The 16,066-nt window shown below is 65.6% G+C and carries 16 protein-coding genes and 1 tRNA gene; 3 read left to right on the top strand and 14 right to left on the bottom strand.

The window, feature by feature from the left end:
• From ACFMO3_RS10375 to ACFMO3_RS10315, 13 genes are all read right to left on the bottom strand, one after another.
• Window positions 1-1,791 (bottom strand): DNA translocase FtsK (locus tag ACFMO3_RS10375; protein ID WP_376790335.1); only part of this gene is annotated, 1,791 nt, incomplete at its 3' end.
• 93 nt (window positions 1,792-1,884) lie between these two features.
• Complete coding sequence (gene amrS, locus ACFMO3_RS10370; RefSeq protein ID WP_376790334.1) at window positions 1,885-2,943, bottom strand: AmmeMemoRadiSam system radical SAM enzyme; 1,059 nt, start codon at window positions 2,941-2,943, stop codon at window positions 1,885-1,887.
• Window positions 2,944-3,340: 397 nt separating this feature from the next.
• Entirely contained in the window at window positions 3,341-3,817 is a 477-nt protein-coding gene (locus ACFMO3_RS10365; RefSeq protein WP_376790333.1) for a DUF411 domain-containing protein, read from the bottom strand.
• 139 nt (window positions 3,818-3,956) lie between these two features.
• Entirely contained in the window at window positions 3,957-6,392 is a 2,436-nt protein-coding gene (locus tag ACFMO3_RS10360) for a heavy metal translocating P-type ATPase (protein WP_376790332.1), read from the bottom strand.
• Window positions 6,393-6,455: 63 nt separating this feature from the next.
• A complete protein-coding gene (locus tag ACFMO3_RS10355) occupies window positions 6,456-6,695 on the bottom strand; it encodes a hypothetical protein (protein WP_376790331.1) in 240 nt (79 codons plus the stop codon).
• Between the two features lie 3 nt (window positions 6,696-6,698).
• Window positions 6,699-6,944, bottom strand: a complete 246-nt coding sequence (locus ACFMO3_RS10350; protein ID WP_376790330.1) for a hypothetical protein — start codon at window positions 6,942-6,944, stop codon at window positions 6,699-6,701.
• A gap of 159 nt (window positions 6,945-7,103) precedes the next feature.
• Window positions 7,104-7,316 carry a heavy-metal-associated domain-containing protein gene (locus ACFMO3_RS10345; protein ID WP_376790329.1) on the bottom strand — a complete coding sequence of 71 codons (213 nt, stop codon included), beginning with the start codon at window positions 7,314-7,316 and terminating at the stop codon, window positions 7,104-7,106.
• Window positions 7,317-7,417: 101 nt separating this feature from the next.
• Complete coding sequence (locus ACFMO3_RS10340) at window positions 7,418-7,696, bottom strand: metal-sensitive transcriptional regulator (RefSeq protein WP_376790328.1); 279 nt, start codon at window positions 7,694-7,696, stop codon at window positions 7,418-7,420.
• Between the two features lie 165 nt (window positions 7,697-7,861).
• Complete coding sequence (locus tag ACFMO3_RS10335) at window positions 7,862-9,403, bottom strand: ArnT family glycosyltransferase (RefSeq protein ID WP_376790327.1); 1,542 nt, start codon at window positions 9,401-9,403, stop codon at window positions 7,862-7,864.
• 18 nt (window positions 9,404-9,421) lie between these two features.
• The gene (locus tag ACFMO3_RS10330) at window positions 9,422-10,348 is read right to left on the bottom strand and encodes an NAD-dependent epimerase/dehydratase family protein (protein WP_376790326.1); all 927 of its coding nucleotides are present in this window, start codon (window positions 10,346-10,348) and stop codon (window positions 9,422-9,424) included.
• Window positions 10,349-10,751: 403 nt separating this feature from the next.
• Window positions 10,752-11,270 (bottom strand): DoxX family protein, encoded by a 519-nt coding sequence (locus ACFMO3_RS10325; RefSeq protein WP_376790325.1) that lies wholly within the window; start codon window positions 11,268-11,270, stop codon window positions 10,752-10,754.
• Between the two features lie 89 nt (window positions 11,271-11,359).
• The gene (locus ACFMO3_RS10320) at window positions 11,360-12,400 is read right to left on the bottom strand and encodes an SDR family oxidoreductase (RefSeq protein WP_376790324.1); all 1,041 of its coding nucleotides are present in this window, start codon (window positions 12,398-12,400) and stop codon (window positions 11,360-11,362) included.
• Window positions 12,401-12,539: 139 nt separating this feature from the next.
• A complete protein-coding gene (locus tag ACFMO3_RS10315; RefSeq protein ID WP_376790323.1) occupies window positions 12,540-13,511 on the bottom strand; it encodes a hypothetical protein in 972 nt (323 codons plus the stop codon).
• A 120-nt stretch (window positions 13,512-13,631) separates the two neighbouring features.
• On the opposite strand from ACFMO3_RS10315, the gene ACFMO3_RS10310 reads away from it, so the two are divergent.
• The 3 genes from ACFMO3_RS10310 (at window position 13,632) to ACFMO3_RS10300 (ending at window position 15,027) form a co-directional block, all read left to right on the top strand.
• Window positions 13,632-13,717: transfer RNA gene (locus tag ACFMO3_RS10310), tRNA-Leu, on the top strand.
• Window positions 13,718-13,777: 60 nt separating this feature from the next.
• Complete coding sequence (locus tag ACFMO3_RS10305) at window positions 13,778-14,248, top strand: pyridoxamine 5'-phosphate oxidase family protein (protein ID WP_376790322.1); 471 nt, start codon at window positions 13,778-13,780, stop codon at window positions 14,246-14,248.
• Window positions 14,245-15,027 carry an ABC transporter permease gene (locus ACFMO3_RS10300; RefSeq protein ID WP_376790321.1) on the top strand — a complete coding sequence of 261 codons (783 nt, stop codon included), beginning with the start codon at window positions 14,245-14,247 and terminating at the stop codon, window positions 15,025-15,027. Before ACFMO3_RS10305 ends, ACFMO3_RS10300 begins: the two co-directional genes overlap by 4 nt.
• 65 nt (window positions 15,028-15,092) lie before the next feature.
• Here the strand turns inward: ACFMO3_RS10300 and ACFMO3_RS10295 are convergent, their stop codons facing one another.
• Entirely contained in the window at window positions 15,093-16,055 is a 963-nt protein-coding gene (locus ACFMO3_RS10295) for a threonine/serine dehydratase (RefSeq protein WP_376790320.1), read from the bottom strand.
• Window positions 16,056-16,066: the final 11 nt, after the last annotated feature.

Here is a 16,066-nt window from a genome sequence, read left to right as displayed (position 1 = left end):
CACGGAGGAGGCCACCGCGAAGGCGATGCGGGCCGGGAAGTTGGCCTTGATCAGCCCGGTCACCACATCCACGCTGGGGCGCTGGGTGGCGATCACCAGATGGATGCCGGTCGCTCGCGCCATCTGCGCCAGCCGGGTGATCCGTCGCTCAGTTTCCTCCGGCGCGGTGATCATCAGATCCGCCAGCTCATCCACCACGATCACCAGATACGGCATACGGGGCTCGCCCCGCTCTTCTGCCCGCCGGTTGTAATCCGCGATGTGGCGCGCGCCGACGGCGGCGAACACACGGTATCGACGCTCCATCTCCCGCATGGCCTCCTGGAGCACCCGGGGCACTTTCTCGATCTCCACCACCACCGGGGTCCAGAGATGCGGGATCCCGTTATAGGGCGTCAGCTCGACCCGCTTGGGATCGATGAGGATCAGCCGCAGATCATCCGGCGTGCACGTGCATAACAGGGAGACCAGGATCGCGTTCAGGGCCACCGATTTCCCGGAGCCGGTCGCTCCCGCGATCAGGAGGTGCGGCATGGCGGTGAGATCGGCCACCAGGGGCTCGCCGGAGACCGTTTGCCCGAGGGGCAGCCGTAGCGGGGAGGCCATCGTGCGATAGACTTCGCTTTCCATCACTTCCCGCAACCGAACCAGGGCCGCCCGCTCGTTAGGAACCTCGATGCCCACCAGGCCCCGGCCCGGGATAGGGGCCAGGACCCGGACCGCGCGGGCGGAGAGGGCCAGCGCCAGGTCGTCGGCCAGCGCCGCGATCTGCCCTACCTTCACCCGGGTGGAGCGGCCTCCCCGGGAGATCTGCCCGGGTTCCAGGCCGAAGAGGGTCACCGTGGGCCCGCGCTGGACCTCCACCACCCGGGCCTCGACCCCCAGGCTGCGCAAGGTCTCTTCGATGATATGAGCCTTCTCCCGAAGATCCGCTTCGTCGATCTCCACGGCTTCTTCAGGATCCAGGATCTCCTCCAGGCGGGGAAGGGTCCATTTCGGTCCTTCCGGGGCAATCTGCAACGGCGCCTCCTGGCCCTCCGGGAGCTCCGAGGTCTGCACAGCCTCCGGGGCATGCTCGGAGGTCTCGGTTTCCCCCAGGATGCGCGGGGATCGATCGGAAGGAGGCAAGGCAGCCGCTGGTTCCGCCCGCTGGGGAAGGGGAATCGGGAGGCCCCCGGCCGCTCCGCGGGCGGGCCGAAGGCCTCGAAGCCGGCGCAGCCCTCGAATGGCCCACTCCAGCGGGCGTTCGGGCGAAAGCTGGAAGGTTCCCATCAGGCCCGTCCCGATCATCCCCAGCCAGACCAGCCATGCCCCGATGGGGCCCAGATTTTCCGTCAGACCCTGGACCAGCGCTGCCCCCACTGCCCCACCCATCCCTCCCAGTCCATCCAGGATCATCAACAGCGATCCATAGAGCAGGAGAAGCCCCAAAAGGAGCGACATGCGGGGTCGGGGGACCGGCTCAAAGCGTCGAACCAGCAGCCAGGCGCCGCCTGCGATCAGCCCCAGAGGGAACGCGAAGACCCCACCCCCCAACCCATCGATCAGACCCAGAAGGAAGAAGCTCAGGCCTGGCATTCGCTGGGGGGCGAGCAAACCGAAAGCCACCAGGATCCCGCCCAGAAACAGAATCAGGCCCAGCAGATCCAGCTGCTGATCCAGCGTGAGGGCCAGCCTCCAGCGCAGAGGACCTTTTGGGGAGGTTGTCCGGCGGGCGCCAGACGTTCTCTCCCGGGCCCCTCCTTTCGTCCGGCGACGCTCCCCAACGACACGCTTTTTCGAACGGCTCACGGTCCGCGCTCCCCTGGTCTCCATGAAGAATTCAGGCCCCCCTCTGCCCACCGGTCGACGGGCCATGGGCCCCTTTCATTTTTTGTGGTGTTCTCACTGCCAGATGCCCGGGATCGCCGTCCCGCACCGGTAGCAGGTCCCTCGCCCACTGAGATGATCCACCAGGATCTGGAAGCCATGGCGGGCGATGAGGAGCGCATCGCAGTTCGGGCAGTAGGTGTTCTCAAAGGGCCCCACCCGGCCCGGGAGGTTGCCGGCGTACACATAGCGCAGGCCAGCGGCCTTCCCGATCTCCGCCGCCCGGATCAACGTCTTCGCCGGGGTCCAGTCCCGATCGGTCATCTTGTAATCCGGATGGAAGGCCGTCACATGCCAGGGGATATCCGGGGAAATGGAAGCCAGAAACTCCGCCGCGTCCCGCAGCTCCTCATCGGAATCGTTAAAGCCCGGCACCACCAGGGTGACCACCTCCAGCCACAGGCCGCTCTCGTAGACCATGCGGATGCCTTCCAAGACGTTCTTCAGAGGCATCCCCAGGGCCCGGTAGTTCTTATCGCGCATGCTCTTGAGGTCGATCTTGTAGCCCACCAGGTAGGGGCGGAGATACGCCAGCACCTCTGGGGTGAGGTTGCCGTTGGAGACATAGACGCACCGCAGACCCTGGGCGATCGCTTCCTGAAAAACGGCCACCGCCCACTCCGAGGTGATCAGCGGCTCGTTATAGGAGCTCCCTACCAGCTGCGCCCCATACCGCTTCGCCAGCGTTACCAGCTGGGCAGGGGTGACCTCCTCCGGCATCACTCCCGCGGCTGGATCACGAAGAGCCTGCGAGGTAAGCCAGTTTTGACAGTAACTGCAATGCAGATCGCAACCCAGCATCCCAAAGGTCAGGGTATAGGAACCGGGAAGGATGTGGAAGAAAGGCTTCTTCTCCGTGGGGTCCACCTGGAGGGCGGCCACATACCCCCACGGGACGTAGAGGGTGCCGTCCCGATTGAAGCGCACCTGACAGATCCCCCGCCGGCCCGGACGGATCAGACAGCGGTGACCGCAGGCGTAACAGCGCACGGATCCATCCGGAAGCCGCTCATAGAGCTCGCCCGGCCGTGTCAGCGCATCCAGCACCTCCGCCAGTGTCCGAACCTCCGCCATCGCGATGCCCCCTTTCCCCCCATCAGGCCGGCAAGCCGCTGTTCATTGAGGAGTTCCAGATAGGGATCCTCTCGATTCCCCATAGAAACGATGATCCTCCTCACCTCCAGGCCGCAAAGCGGCGCAGGAGAGGGCAAGGACTCGCTCACCGCTCCGCGTCTTCCCGGCGCGGGGAGAGATGGAGAGAAGAGAAACAATCAGGGACCAGAGCCTCCACGGGCCCTTCTATTCACATTTTAATCCCCTTCTCCCGGGAGGGGGGAAAAGAAGGGCTGGTATCGTTCCGCTCGAATCGGGGAGGGCGGGTGGCTTCTCCCCCATGGCCCCAAAGGCCGTATGGGAAAGGGGAAATCCCTCCGTCTCTCCGAGGAGACCCAGCGCATGGGCCGTGTGGGTCTCACCACTCCATCCACAGATGGGCCTGGCCGTCGGCGGTGAGGAGATAGATCGTCAGCGGACCGGATCGGGCGCCCCCCATCCCGGGAGATCCAGACGGCATGCCGGGGAGCGCGATCCCCCGGGCGTTGGGGCGTTCCCTCAACAGGCGGGCGATGGCCTCCAGCGGCACATGGCCCTCGACCACATAGGGGCCCACCCACGAGGTGTGGCAACTCCACATGGACTCCGGGATCCCCCACTGCCGTTTCAGCGGTATCCGATCATCCTGTTCAATTTCAATGTCATGGACGGTCACCCCGTGATCTCGGAGATACCGAACGTATTCGCCGCAGCATCCACAACTCAGGGGGCGATAAACCGTCATCCCTTCCTTCGCCAGAGGGCTGTCCCGCTGGGCCGAGGGGAAGCACCCCTGGCCGCCCATCAGAAACATGATCACCAAGATCCCCAGGAGCGCTTTTCGCCCAGGTCTCATCGCTGCCTCCAGGGAAGCGTTGCTCAGAACTATGCCATGGAGCGCACCGAATCGAAGAGAGCCTGCTCCTCGACGCACTGCATCCCCCTGGACCTACTACTCCCCATTCGCGGATTCGCGACCTCCTCAGGGACGGCCTCTACACCCGGAACCCTCGTAGGCGCAGCGAGTTGGTTACAACGAAGATGGAAGAGAACGCCATGGCGCCGGCCGCCATCATCGGATGCAGCAGGCCCAGAGCTGCCACGGGGATCAGGATCACATTGTAGAAGAACGCCCAGAACAGATTCTGGCGGATTGTCCGCATCGTCCCCCGCGAGAGCCGGATCGCCTGGGGCAGCAGGCGCAGATCCCCCCGCATCAGCGTGACGTCCGCCGTCTCCATCGCCACCGCCGTGCCGGTTCCCATCGCGATCCCCACATCCGCCTGGGCGAGGGCCGGGGCATCATTGATCCCATCCCCGACCATGGCGACCCGATGGCCTTCCCCCTGCAGCTGGCGAACGATCTCGGCCTTGTCGGCGGGCATGACCTCCGCGAAGACTCGATCGATGCCGACCTGTTGGGCGATTGCCTCCGCGGTTCGCCGGTTATCCCCGGTGATCATGGCAGTTTGCACGCCCAGCCGATGCAGCGCCGCGATGGCCTCCGCCGCTTCCGGCTTCAACGTATCCGCCAGGGCGATCAATCCGATGGCCTCTTCATCCTGGGCGACCAGCATGGTCGTCCGGCCCTTCTCCTGAAGGGCGCGCGCCGCTTCGCCCAGTTCCTCCACCGTCACCCCCTCCGCCTGGAGCCACGAGACCTTACCTACCCGGACCACGTTCCCATTCCGGTGGGCCACCGCTCCCCGGCCGGGCAACGCCGAGAACCCGGCCAGCTTCTCCAGGGCGAGCCCTCGGGCTCGGGCGGCTTCCACCACGGCTACGGCCAGCGGATGCTCACTCCCCTGTTCCACGCTGGCGGCCAGGGCCAGGACATCCTCGGGGGCCCAGCCCCCGCGCGGGATCACTTCGGTCACCACCGGCCGGCCCTGGGTGAGGGTGCCCGTCTTGTCCAGGGCAACCAGGGTGACCTTCCCCAGCTGCTCCAGAGCCCGGGCGCTGCGGAAGAGGATCCCCATCGTCGCCCCTCGACCTGTCCCCACCATAATCGCGGTGGGCGTGGCCAGCCCCATTGCACACGGGCAGGCCACCACCAGCACGGCGATGGCGTTGACCATGGCGCGGGTAAAACCGGCCCCGCCGGCCAGCAGCCAGCCCAGGAACGTGAACGCGGCGATGGCGATGACCACAGGGACAAAGACCGCCGAGACCTGGTCAGCCAGCCGCTGGATGGGCGCCTTGCTCCCCTGGGCCTCCCGGACCAGCCGGATGATCCCGGCCAGCACGGTATCCCGCCCCACATGAGTGGCTTCGATCTTCAGCAGACCGTGCTGGTTCACCGTCCCACCCAACACCCGATCGCCCGGGCCCTTCTCCACCGGAAGCGATTCCCCGGTCATCATGGACTCATCGACCGCCGAGCGTCCTTCCAGGACGATCCCATCCGCCGGGATGCGCTCCCCCGGTCGAACGATGAGGAGATCTCCCACCCGGACCTCCGCGGCCGGGATCTCGATCTCCCGGCCGTCCCGCAGCACGCGGGCCCGCTCCGGCTGCAATGCCATCAGGGCGCGGATCGCCTCGCCGGCCCGCCCTTTGGCTCGCGCCTCCAGATACTTCCCCAGAACGATCAGGGTGATGATGACCGCGGCGGTCTCGAAATAGGTGTAGCGGCCCAGCGCCGTGCTGCCCAGGGTGAGGGCCAGGGTCACCGCCAGGCTGTAGAAATAGGCCGCCGAAGTGCCCAGGGCGACCAGCACGTCCATGTTGGCGGTTCCCAGCCGCAGAGCCCGATAAGCCCCTCGATAGAAATCCCATCCCACTCCGAACTGCACCGGCGTGCTGAGGAAGAGGAGCAGCCAGTCCAGAAGGAGCGGCCGGGCCATCCCGGGCATCACGTTGTGGAGCAGATCGAACTGCATGCTCAGCCAGAACGTGGGGAGCGTGAAGATCAACCCCCACAAGAGGCGACGGCGCTGACGGGCCAGCTCCGCCTCGCGGGCCGCCTGCTCCACATCCATCCCGGCCTCTTCCAGCTCTCCGGCCGCCACCACCCCATCGTAACCGGCCTCCCGAACTGCCTGGATCAGATCACGGATCGAGGCCACGCCCACCACATAAGTGACGTGGGCCCGCTCCGCCGCCAGGTTGACCGTGGCCTCCAGCACCCCCGGAACCCGGTGGAGGGCGCGCTCGATGGCGCGGGCGTCGTTCGCGTCGGCCATCCCCTGGATGGGCAGCTCCACCGTGGCGGTGGCCACATCGTAGCCGGCCGCCCGAACCTGCTGGACGGCCTGGCGGATGTCCGCGGCCGAGGGATCCAGCAGCACGACCGCCTGTTCGGCGGCGAAATTCACCGAAGCCTCCAGCACACCGGGCATGCGCTTCAGGGCCCGCTCCACCGTCCGGGCGCAGTTCGCACAGGTCATGCCGATGATGGGAAGCACCACTTCCCGCGTCGAAGCCGTCATGGAACGCTCACCTCCTGGATGCTGCTGTAGTGCATCGGGAAGACTGGCCCGGCCTCCCTGCGCCTATCGGATCGCCTGCTGCAGAACGGCCTCCACGGTTTCCGGCGTCACATCGTGGCCGAAGCTGCGCCAGATGACCTGCCCCTGGCGGTCCAGGACCACCAGGCCATGGGTGCCGGGCATCCCGAACCGGGCCAGGAGGGTCTGACCCTCCCGCGTGTCCGCCCGCACCTCGAAGAAATCGACATCGCTTTCATACTGGGGTCGCAGCGCCTGCACGAGGCGCGTATTGCGGGCGCACACCGGTCAGCCCGGCAGGACGAAGTTATAGAGCGCCGCCCGCGGGCGCGGCGTCGGCGTCCCCGTCGCCGTCGGGGTTGGGGCCGGCGTGGAGGTCCATGTCGGCGTGGGGACCGGCGTGCCGATCGCCACCAGCGAAGCGGTCGGTGTCTCTGTCAGGCCCGTGGGGATCGGGGCAGGCGTTCCCCCACCCCCGCTTAGGCATCCGACCAAACCGATCCACGCCAGCCCCAGCGTCCAGATCCTTCGCATCTTGCCCCCGTTCCATGGCTCATCTGTTTCCCCCAACAGGGGGAACCGAATGACCGGCCCCTTCCGGCTTCCTCGACCCGTGGCTCGTAGACCGGCTCTCCGCTCGATCCCTTATGCAACCGGAAGGCGGGCGGAGACCCCCAAAGGGGATGGACCGCCTCATGCCGAGGCAGGGGGGTAGCCGATTTCATGGAGCACCGCTACAATCCGCTCCCAGGTGGCGGGGGGCTCGAAGGCCACCGTCACCTGCTTGGTGGTCAGATCCCCGCGTACTTCCTTCACCCCTTCCAGCGCCTTCAGCTCGCGGGTGATGGTATGGATGCAGTGATGGCACGAGATGTTCGGCGCAACAAAGGTTCGAGTCTCCATCATCGCTTCCCTCCATACAGGGTTCTCTGGGAACCAGAGATCGCGCGTCGCCCGGATGGATCCGGGAGATGGCCCTCTCTGCATGATCCCTGGTCCTGGGCGGGTCAAAGCTTCTGCGCAGCCTCAAAAACCTCCACGATCTCCTCCAGCACCCGCTCCCGTTCGCCTGGGTCCTCACCCCGAATGGCGGTCGTGACGCACGTGCGCAGGTGCTGGGCCAGGACCATATCGTTCACCTTGGCCAGAGCCCGCTGCACCGCCTGCACCTGCCGGATGATGTCGATGCAATAGGCGTCCTCCTCCACCATCCGGGCGATCCCTTCCACATGCCCGGCGATGCTGCGCAGCCGCCGCAGGACCTCCGCTTTCGTTCGAGCTTCCATAGTCCCTCCGGGCGGATATCCCTCCCCCGGGGGGAGGGGAATCACCCCCATGATATCCCGACTGGGCGAGTCTGTCCAATTCGGCTTGGGGATCTTCGCGTTTGGCGGGGATGGGGAGGTCGAGGCGGAAGTCCCCCAGCCCCCGAGCCCAGCCCGAACCCGGCGCTATGGGAGATGTCGGGGGATCAGAAGGCGATAGATAAATCCGTTCATCGGGATATCGGCGATCGGCCGGTAAGCCTGGCCGATCGCGTCCAGCACCGGCTGGGGGTAGAACTGGGCCCGCAGCACCACGATCCCGAAGGCCTGGGCTCGGATCATCCGGATCAGCGGCTCCGGATTCAACTTCCGGTTTTTGTAAAGATTCAACAGCTGCGTGGGGTTGGTCACCGGTTCCTTCCCGGCCCAGAGCGCCCATGAGGCTTCTTCCGTGAAAGCGGGGCCTGGCGCCTCCCGCACCATCTCCACAATCCGCCACCCGTTGCGGATATCCTCCGCGGTGGGCAGATGGCCCAGCTGGGTGTATTCGACCGTGTCCACGTATCGAACTCCCTCCAGCCCCAGCCAGCGAGCCACCGGCGCGGTCCACGGATGATCAGTGGGCAGATGGAAGACCCGCGCAGCCTGATGGAGCAGGGCGAGGGGGATCAACACCGCCGCAATCGCCCGCCCTGCGGGCCGCCCAGCGGTCCATCCCTCGATGCGCGCCAGGAGCCGTCCGGCCGCCAGGATCGCGGCCACCACCGCAGTGATGAAATACGATTCCCCGGCCCCCCACTTGCCCGCCAGCGCTCCGCCGGCCGTGGCGAAGACGGCCCACATGCTGAATATGGAGAGGCGATCGGCATACAGCTCATACAGGACCAGCGCCGCCGTCAGGAAGAGGACGACTGCATGAAGGCGAAACCACTGGCTGTAGAGGAAGAAGGCCTGGCGGTAGTCATACTCGTTGATGTTGGCCTCAATGATGTGTAGGAACCAGTAGCCACCGGTGGCGAGATTCAGCAGGGCGAACAGGGCCAGATTCACCGCCGCGAAGGAAACCCCCCAGGCCAGCGCCACCCGGGGACGGCGCAGGAAGAGATAAGCGAAAACCGCCAGCACGGTGACGATGGCGTGTTGTTTGGTCCAGCCGGCTGCCGTCAGCGCCAGCGACCCCAGCAGCAGGGATCGCCGGGAAGGGAAATCCTCCTCCCGGGCCAGCGTCAGCACGGCCAGGGTTTCGAAGAGGACCATCATCATGTGGCTGCGGGAGAGGGGGCCGATGTGATAAACATAATTCGAGGCCAGGACCATCCCCCCTGCCCAGATGCCGGGCTCCCACCTCCGGGTCCAGCGCCCCACGGCGAGACCCACCGCCACGGCCAGGGCGATCGTTGCGGCCGTGGAGAGCAGCCGGCCCGCGATCAAGCGCGGGCCGAAGATCCAGACCAGGGGGACCGCCAGGAGATGAAAAAGCGGGGGATAATTTGAGGCATAGAAGGGGTAGGTCTCAATGTCGCGATATGGCCACTCCCCCCGGGCGAAGTAAATCGCATCGAGCAGCTCGAATCCCTCTCCCTGATCATAATCGAAGGGGAACTGAAAGAGAGAGACCGCGTAGATCCCGAAGATCGCCCCATATGCCAGATAGACCAGGACCACCAGGGTCCACAGGCTGGAGACCAGGCGCTCGCTGAGTTTGGACAGAAGGGAGGGAGTGGCCATGGGGGAACGATCCTCCGCTCACCCCCGGAACCGGGGATCTTCCCGGAGCATCCGACGCAGGCCTTCTTCCAGGAAGACCCGCGGCCGGTATCCCAGGAGCCGCTCCGCTTTCCGGAGATCGGCGCACAGCCGGGCCACCCCACCGTCCTGGGCGGGGCTGTGGATCACGGGGACCTGCCGGCCGACCACGCGCATGACGGTATCGGCCAGCTCGTTGATGGAGATCTCCCGGCCGCTCCCCACATTGATGAGCTCTCCGTTCAGGCCTGGCCGCTCCCCGGCCGCCACTAAGGCTTCCACCACATCATCCAGATACACGAAATCCCGGGTTTGGGTCCCATCCCCGAAGATCACCAGGGTTCCGCCTTCGATGGCCTGTTTAAGAAACCGGGAAATCACCGGCGCGTGGGCAGAAGGGAGCGGCTGGCCTGGGCCATAGGCGTTGAAAATCCGCAGGACGACCACCTCGAACCCCCACAGTCGGCCCAGGGTCAGAACGAAATGCTCGGCGGCCAGCTTGGTCACCGCATAGGTGGAGCGGGGGCGGGGAAGAAGCTCCTCGTGGACCGGCTGGACTGGCTGATCGCCATAGACGGCGCCGGAGGAAGCCAGCACCAGGCGCCTCACCCCGGCGTCCCGCATCGCCTCCAGCAGGGCCACGGTGCCGCCCACATTCACATCTTGGTAGATCCGAGGGTAGAGGATGGATTCAGGCACCGAAACCCGGGCGGCCAGATGATAGACCAAATCCACCCCTTGCAACAGGGTCCAGAGCCGGGGGACATCCCGCACATCCCCTCGGGCGAGGACCACCCGGGAATCCAGGCGCTGGGGATCCCCCGCGCTGAGGTCATCGAGGGCTAGCACTGTATGGCCCTCACGAACCAGCCGGTTCGCCAGGGCGGCGCCCAGGAAGCCCGCGCCGCCGGTGATGAGAATCCGCATTGGACCTCCCGCCCCCCATAGGCTTCTGTGGCCAGGCTGGGCATTGAAGCGGCCTAGCCATCGCAACCTACCGGATTATATTACCATTCGATGGGGGGCGTGCTTAGAGCGTGAAGCCGGAATCCACAGGCGGTGGGAAACCCGGGCGAGACCCGAGGGCCTTATCTTAGCCTTATCTTATGAGGAAAGCGAGGACCTTGCGGGATTGCTTCCAAATCCCCATGCCGGGGGAACGATCCATAGTCGTTGTCTGGGGTGGGGCGAAACGCGGGGATGGGGATGAGGCGCATCGCCGGCGACGATCCTCATAGGCGTTCCCGGGCTGATCCGCAGAACGGTGGGAAGAGCGAGGGATCGGGCGGCCGCTCTGCGGCCGCCCGATCCTCCGGCCGGGCCATAGGGATCAGGCGGCCCGCCGGGAGAGCCGCGGCGCCCAGACGGGAGCCGCCAAGGCGAGGAGGGCAATGAGCAGCGCCAGGATCAGGACGAGCCCGAAGGTCATGGGCTGCGGCCATGCCCACCCCAGCCAGGCATCCGCGCTGTAGGCGCCCGCCCCATAGAATCCGAAGAAAGCGTTCAGGGTGATCAGGACCAGGTTATACTCAAAGCCGCCCCGATCGATCCACAACCCCTTCGGCGCATGGACCCGAAGGAGGGCGACCAGCTGGGAAGCGAGCAGCGGCAGGGTCGCCCACGGCGTGGCCAGGCCCAGGGCGAGGAGCAGGCCGCCTGCAAACTCCCCCAGGCCCAGCAGCAGCGCCCACGGCCGTCCCGGCCGGATATTCAGGCTCTCCAGCCACGCGGCCGTCCCATTCAGCCCATGGCCGCCGAGCCATCCGAACAGCTTCTGAACCCCATGGCCCGCAAAGAGCAACCCGATCAAAACGCGCAGGATCGCCAGGCCGAGATCCAGGCGCACCATATGCCCTCACCTCCCTTCCGGCGCCTCGTTCGAGCCACTTTCATTTGCTGAATATATCGCCCCTGTGTAAACGAAACGTGAACAAAATATCAGCGTTCCGTTAGAGTCCCCCTCGGGGAGGGCCGGTCTGCCCCCTCCCCCGCGCGAGGGGATCCGGGACAGGATTCCTGATACCATTCCCATGCGCGCCGGATTGCCTCGCGCACTGGGACCTCGGGGCGATAACCCAGCTCCGCCTCCGCTTTGCGGCCATCACACCAGATGAAGTGGGCGCTCAGCCACAGCTGATCGGCCCCCACGGGCAGGGGAAGGCCCAGAGCCTTGGCGATCCGGGCCAGCGCGGCGAGCCCTTTTACCCCTCGTGGGGGGATCACCCAGCGGGGGGGAGGGACGCCGATGACTTCCGCGATCCGCTCGGCGAGCTCCCGATAGGTCAGGTTCTCCCCACCGAGGATGTATCGCTCTCCTGACCGCCCGCGCTCCAGGGCCAGGGCATGCCCGCGGGCCACATCCTCGACTGCCACCACGTTGACCCCACCGGGTGGGAGGGCTGGCACCCTCCTCCGGGCCATTTCCAGGATCAAGGCCCCCGCGATGCGATGGATATCCCGGGGACCCAGGATCACGGAGGGGTTCACGATCACCACCTCCAGCCCCTGTTCCACAAAAACCCGGGCGATCGCTTCCGCGATGGCCTTGCTGTATCCGTAAAGAAAGCGCCTAGGGGGCAGATTGTAGGGATGATCTTCGGTCAGCAAGGTGCCGGGCTCCGGCACCCCCAAGGCCGCCAGGGAGCTGGTTAGGACAACTCGATGGATCCCCATCTCCCGGGACGCCGTTAGGACGTTCCGCGTGCCTTCGACATTCACTCGGAGGATCTGTTCCGCTGGGGTGCGCCAGTAGGCGGAGATCGCCGCGGCGTGAAAGACCACATCGCATCCCACCATCGCCGGGCGCAGGCTGTCCGGATCCAGCACATCCCCGATTGCATGCTCTACATCCAGGTCCTTCACGGCGTCCAAGGAGGAGGTGGGGCGGCGGAGGATCCGGACCTTCCACCCCTGTTGTCGGAGATAGGCGGCCAGGTTGGCGCCCAGAAAGCCTGTTCCTCCTGTAATCAGCGCGCGCATTGGCGTCCCCTGTCCGATTCGAAGTGAGCCTTGTGGCTTCGTCTGGTGCTGAATGGGAAAACCCGTTCGGCGAGCTGTGGTGGTCGCACGAAGGGGGCGTTCCCCATCCCAAGAGGATACCACCAGCCAGGAAAGGCGCTCAGGGGGCCTGGGGGATCTCCTCTGCAGGCAGGGGCCCTCCGGTCCAGGAGCGATACGCCAGGGTCCACACCGTTTCCACAAAGGTCATGACCGGCGCCCGCAGGAGCGAGGTCAGAAGGCCGATGCAGAACCCAGTCAGCGCGATGACGCTGATGAATCGAGTGGAGAGATGCACAGGCCCGCCGCTCCCGAAGAAGGCCAGGAATGCGATACCTTCGATGGCTATAAGGGGAATGGCGGCGAGGAGGGAGAGAATGAAGGTGATCACGCCCAGCACCCCGACATCCAGCACCAGCCACACCAGGAGCAGAGAACCTATCCGCCGCAGGCCGATTTGAAGGCCCCGGCGGAGCGCTGAAATCCACGGGAGATCCTCTAGCAGTGCCGCTCGCAGAGCCAGGCGGGACCAGAGATGCAGCGCCCCGGCGAGGATCAGCAGACAGCCCAGGAGAGCCAGCATGGCCGGAATGAGCACCAGCAGGATGGTGATCCGGGCCGCTTCCACCCGCTGGGCGAAAGCCAGCAGGAAGCCGCCGAGGATAGCCGCGAGGAACACCAAGGCGACCAGGAAGCCGGGGGCGCCCAGCAGCGCCATGATCCCGATCATGCGCAGCAATCGCGCCGCGGCCCGCCGTGCCAGAACGCCCAGCGCCGGAGGGCGACCTGCCATTGCCTCGCCGCTTCCCAGGATCAGGGCTCCCTGGCCCCAGAGGGATGTGAGCTGAATCCCCATGGCCAGAACGAGAAAGCCCAGGAGGGCTAAAAGGAGGAGCGGCCAGTTCCGTTCCACCCATCGCTGGAGCATCGGTTCGAAGCCTGGAGAAGAGAAAGGGGGTCGCCCGAGGTTCAGACGGCCCTGGATGCGGGGAGGAATCCCTGCACCCAGGGCTGTCAGGAAACCAAAGAGCCAGAGGGTTTTATACCGCCAGGTCAGCTGAAGCCCTCGCGAAAGCCATTCCCCGAGTTCCATGGCGATCTCCTGTTCGGGATTCTGGAGAAGCATCCTTTCGCGCCCATCATGTTGTATGGATGCGTGCCTGTTGCCCGACACCGAAGGGGTCGGTGGGTTCGATTAAAATAATATGGGAAAGGGCCGGTGGCGGAAACGGCAGACGCGGCAGACTTAAAATCTGCTGCCCCGGAAGGGGCGTGCGGGTTCGACTCCCGCCCGGCCCATCTGCGAGCAGGATCTGGATTCCAATGGAAACCTCTCCTCCACCCACAGGGCGGTCCTGCATGGCCGAGTCCGTTCCGCCTCATACGGGAGAGGCTTGGGAAGCGGCCCTCCGTTTCCTGAGCCGTCGCTCGACCTTGACCTTGGCAACTGTGGATGAGAGTGGCCATCCCTACGTGGCTTCGCTCTACTTCGTCCACGACGAACGGCTGCGGCTCTATTTCCTCTCTTCCCCGGAAAGCCGGCACGTTCGTCATCTCATCGCCCGACCGGAAGTCGCCGTGACCGTCCATGGGGAGCCGTGGGACTGGAGGACCATCCAGGGCCTTCAGCTGACCGGGATAGCGGAGACTGTGGAGGATCCAGCGGAGCGGGAACGGGTGATGGCCCGATATCGGGAGAAGTTCCCGTTCATCCAAGAGCTACCCCAGGCCCTGGCCCATGCCCGGCTGTATCGGATCACCCCGCGCTGGGTGCGCTGGATCGACAACACCAAAGGATTCGGCTATCGGGTGGAGTGGCGCCTGGGATGACCTACGTGCGGGTTCTCCTTCGGTTTTTCAAGGCCAACCTGATGGCCGCTATGGAATATCGGGCCGATTTCCTGGCCAATGCCCTGGTGGCAGTTGCCTCCTCTCTCTGGACGCTGGCGGCGCTCCAGGTGTTCTTCATGCATCGCCCCCGGCTGGGCGGCTGGCGCTATGAGGAAGCCGTGATCGTGGCCGGGCTTTTCATCGCCTTCGAAGGCGTGATGGCCGCCCTCTTCCGCCCAAACCTGGAGGAGATCCCGGAGGCGATCCGTAAGGGCACCCTGGATTTCACCCTGCTGCGCCCTCTGGACAGCCAGTTCTTGGTCTCCTTCCAGCAGATGCAGATCTGGCATCTCACGGATATCCTACTGGGCCTGGGGGTGGTGGCCTGGGCTTTGAGCCGGCTAGGGTGGCCTTCGCCGGATCGCCTGCTCCTGTTCGGGGTGATGCTCCTCGCCGGCCTGGTGATCTTCTACTCGCTGCTGATGGTTCTCATCACCCTGGCTTTCTGGTTTGTGGAGGTGGGGAATATTATGGAATTGATTTATACCTTCTTCGAGGCCGGCCGTTTCCCCGTGACGGCCTTCCCCACCTGGGTGCGGATCGTCTTAACTTTTATTGTCCCGATTGCGTTCATCACCACGGTGCCGGCCCAGGCGGCCCTGGGCTGGCTGCGGCCGGAAGGGGCTCTGGCCGGTCTCCTGATCGCCGTGATCCTCTTCGGGATCAGCCGCTCCTTCTGGCGCTACGCGCTCCGCCACTACACGAGCGCGGGCGGGTGATCGACCGGCTCGAGGTGAGGGGCTGCCGTGCCCTGCCGTCTCCCGCATCCCCGGCCGGAAACCGCTTAGAGGAGAAAACGACGGAGCTGCTCGGGAGACACGTTCCCCCCGCTCAGGATCAAGGCGATGGTCTTCCCCCGGATCTGTTCCCGCATCCGGAGGGCGGCGGCCAGGGGGGCGGCCCCTGCGGGCTCCGCCAGCGTCTTCGCTTTTTCCAAATAGATCCGCACGCCCTCCACCAGCTCCTCATCCTCCACCAGGAGGAAGTCGTCCAACTTCTCCCACATGATCCGCTGGGGCAGCATGAACGGCCGCCGCGTGGCCAGGCCCTCCGCCAGCGTCTCCATCGGCGCCTCCATCCAGCGTCGATGCCGCCAAGTGAGATAGGCGGCGGGCGCGCGGGCAGACTGCACGCCGATCACCCGGATCTGAGGGTTCAGGGTCTTCGCCACCAGGCATGCCCCCGCCGCGCCGCTCCCTCCACCTACCGGCACGAAGATCATTTCTATCTCCGGCTGCTCCTCCAGGATCTCCAGGGTCTCGGTGGCGACCCCGGCGATCAGGTCCGGCTCGTCGCCGGAGGAGATGTAGCGGAGGCCTTCTTCAGTGGCGGCCTGTTCACAGTAAGCCCGGGCGTCATCGAAATCCCGGCCGTGCACGCGGATTTCGGCGCCGTAGGCGCGGATCGCTTCCACCTTGACCGGATTGGCGCTCTGGGGCACCACGATCACGGCCCGGACATGGAAGAGGGCCGCGGCATAGGCGATGGACTGGCCATGGTTGCCGGTGGAGGCGGTGATCACTCCCCGGGATTGCTCCTCCGGCGAGAGCCGGGACATGAGATACACGCCTCCTCGAACCTTAAAGGCGCCGATAGGCTGGAAGTTCTCGTGCTTCACATAGACCCGCGCTCTTAGCAGCGCGTCCAAGCTCGGATAGCGGTAGAGGGGAGTGCGTGGCAGGAAGCGTCCCACGACCTGTCGGGCGCGCAGCACATCCGTGAACGTGGGCATGGGCGGCTCGGACATCTCTGCCTCCG

It is taken from the genome of Thermoflexus sp. (assembly GCF_042408815.1).
In the GTDB taxonomy this organism is placed as follows: domain Bacteria; phylum Chloroflexota; class Anaerolineae; order Thermoflexales; family Thermoflexaceae; genus Thermoflexus.
Note: the sequence above shows the minus strand (reverse complement) of the source record. Positions and strands in the feature narration are given on the sequence as shown.

Bases quoted from the DNA above. Each gene is read 5' to 3' on its own strand.
- amrS (WP_376790334.1), bottom strand. From the start codon at position 2,943: ATGGCGGAGGTTCGGACACTGGCGGAGGTGCTGGATGCGCTGACACGG.
- ACFMO3_RS10365 (WP_376790333.1), bottom strand. From the start codon at position 3,817: ATGAGACCTGGGCGAAAAGCGCTCCTGGGGATCTTGGTGATCATGTTT.
- ACFMO3_RS10360 (WP_376790332.1), bottom strand. From the start codon at position 6,392: ATGACGGCTTCGACGCGGGAAGTGGTGCTTCCCATCATCGGCATGACC.
- ACFMO3_RS10350 (WP_376790330.1), bottom strand. From the start codon at position 6,944: ATGCGAAGGATCTGGACGCTGGGGCTGGCGTGGATCGGTTTGGTCGGA.
- ACFMO3_RS10345 (WP_376790329.1), bottom strand. From the start codon at position 7,316: ATGATGGAGACTCGAACCTTTGTTGCGCCGAACATCTCGTGCCATCAC.
- ACFMO3_RS10340 (WP_376790328.1), bottom strand. From the start codon at position 7,696: ATGGAAGCTCGAACGAAAGCGGAGGTCCTGCGGCGGCTGCGCAGCATC.
- ACFMO3_RS10335 (WP_376790327.1), bottom strand. From the start codon at position 9,403: ATGGCCACTCCCTCCCTTCTGTCCAAACTCAGCGAGCGCCTGGTCTCC.
- ACFMO3_RS10330 (WP_376790326.1), bottom strand. From the start codon at position 10,348: ATGCGGATTCTCATCACCGGCGGCGCGGGCTTCCTGGGCGCCGCCCTG.
- ACFMO3_RS10325 (WP_376790325.1), bottom strand. From the start codon at position 11,270: ATGGTGCGCCTGGATCTCGGCCTGGCGATCCTGCGCGTTTTGATCGGG.
- ACFMO3_RS10320 (WP_376790324.1), bottom strand. From the start codon at position 12,400: ATGCGCGCGCTGATTACAGGAGGAACAGGCTTTCTGGGCGCCAACCTG.
- ACFMO3_RS10315 (WP_376790323.1), bottom strand. From the start codon at position 13,511: ATGGAACTCGGGGAATGGCTTTCGCGAGGGCTTCAGCTGACCTGGCGG.
- ACFMO3_RS10305 (WP_376790322.1), top strand. From the start codon at position 13,778: ATGGCCGAGTCCGTTCCGCCTCATACGGGAGAGGCTTGGGAAGCGGCC.
- ACFMO3_RS10300 (WP_376790321.1), top strand. From the start codon at position 14,245: ATGACCTACGTGCGGGTTCTCCTTCGGTTTTTCAAGGCCAACCTGATG.
- ACFMO3_RS10295 (WP_376790320.1), bottom strand. From the start codon at position 16,055: ATGTCCGAGCCGCCCATGCCCACGTTCACGGATGTGCTGCGCGCCCGA.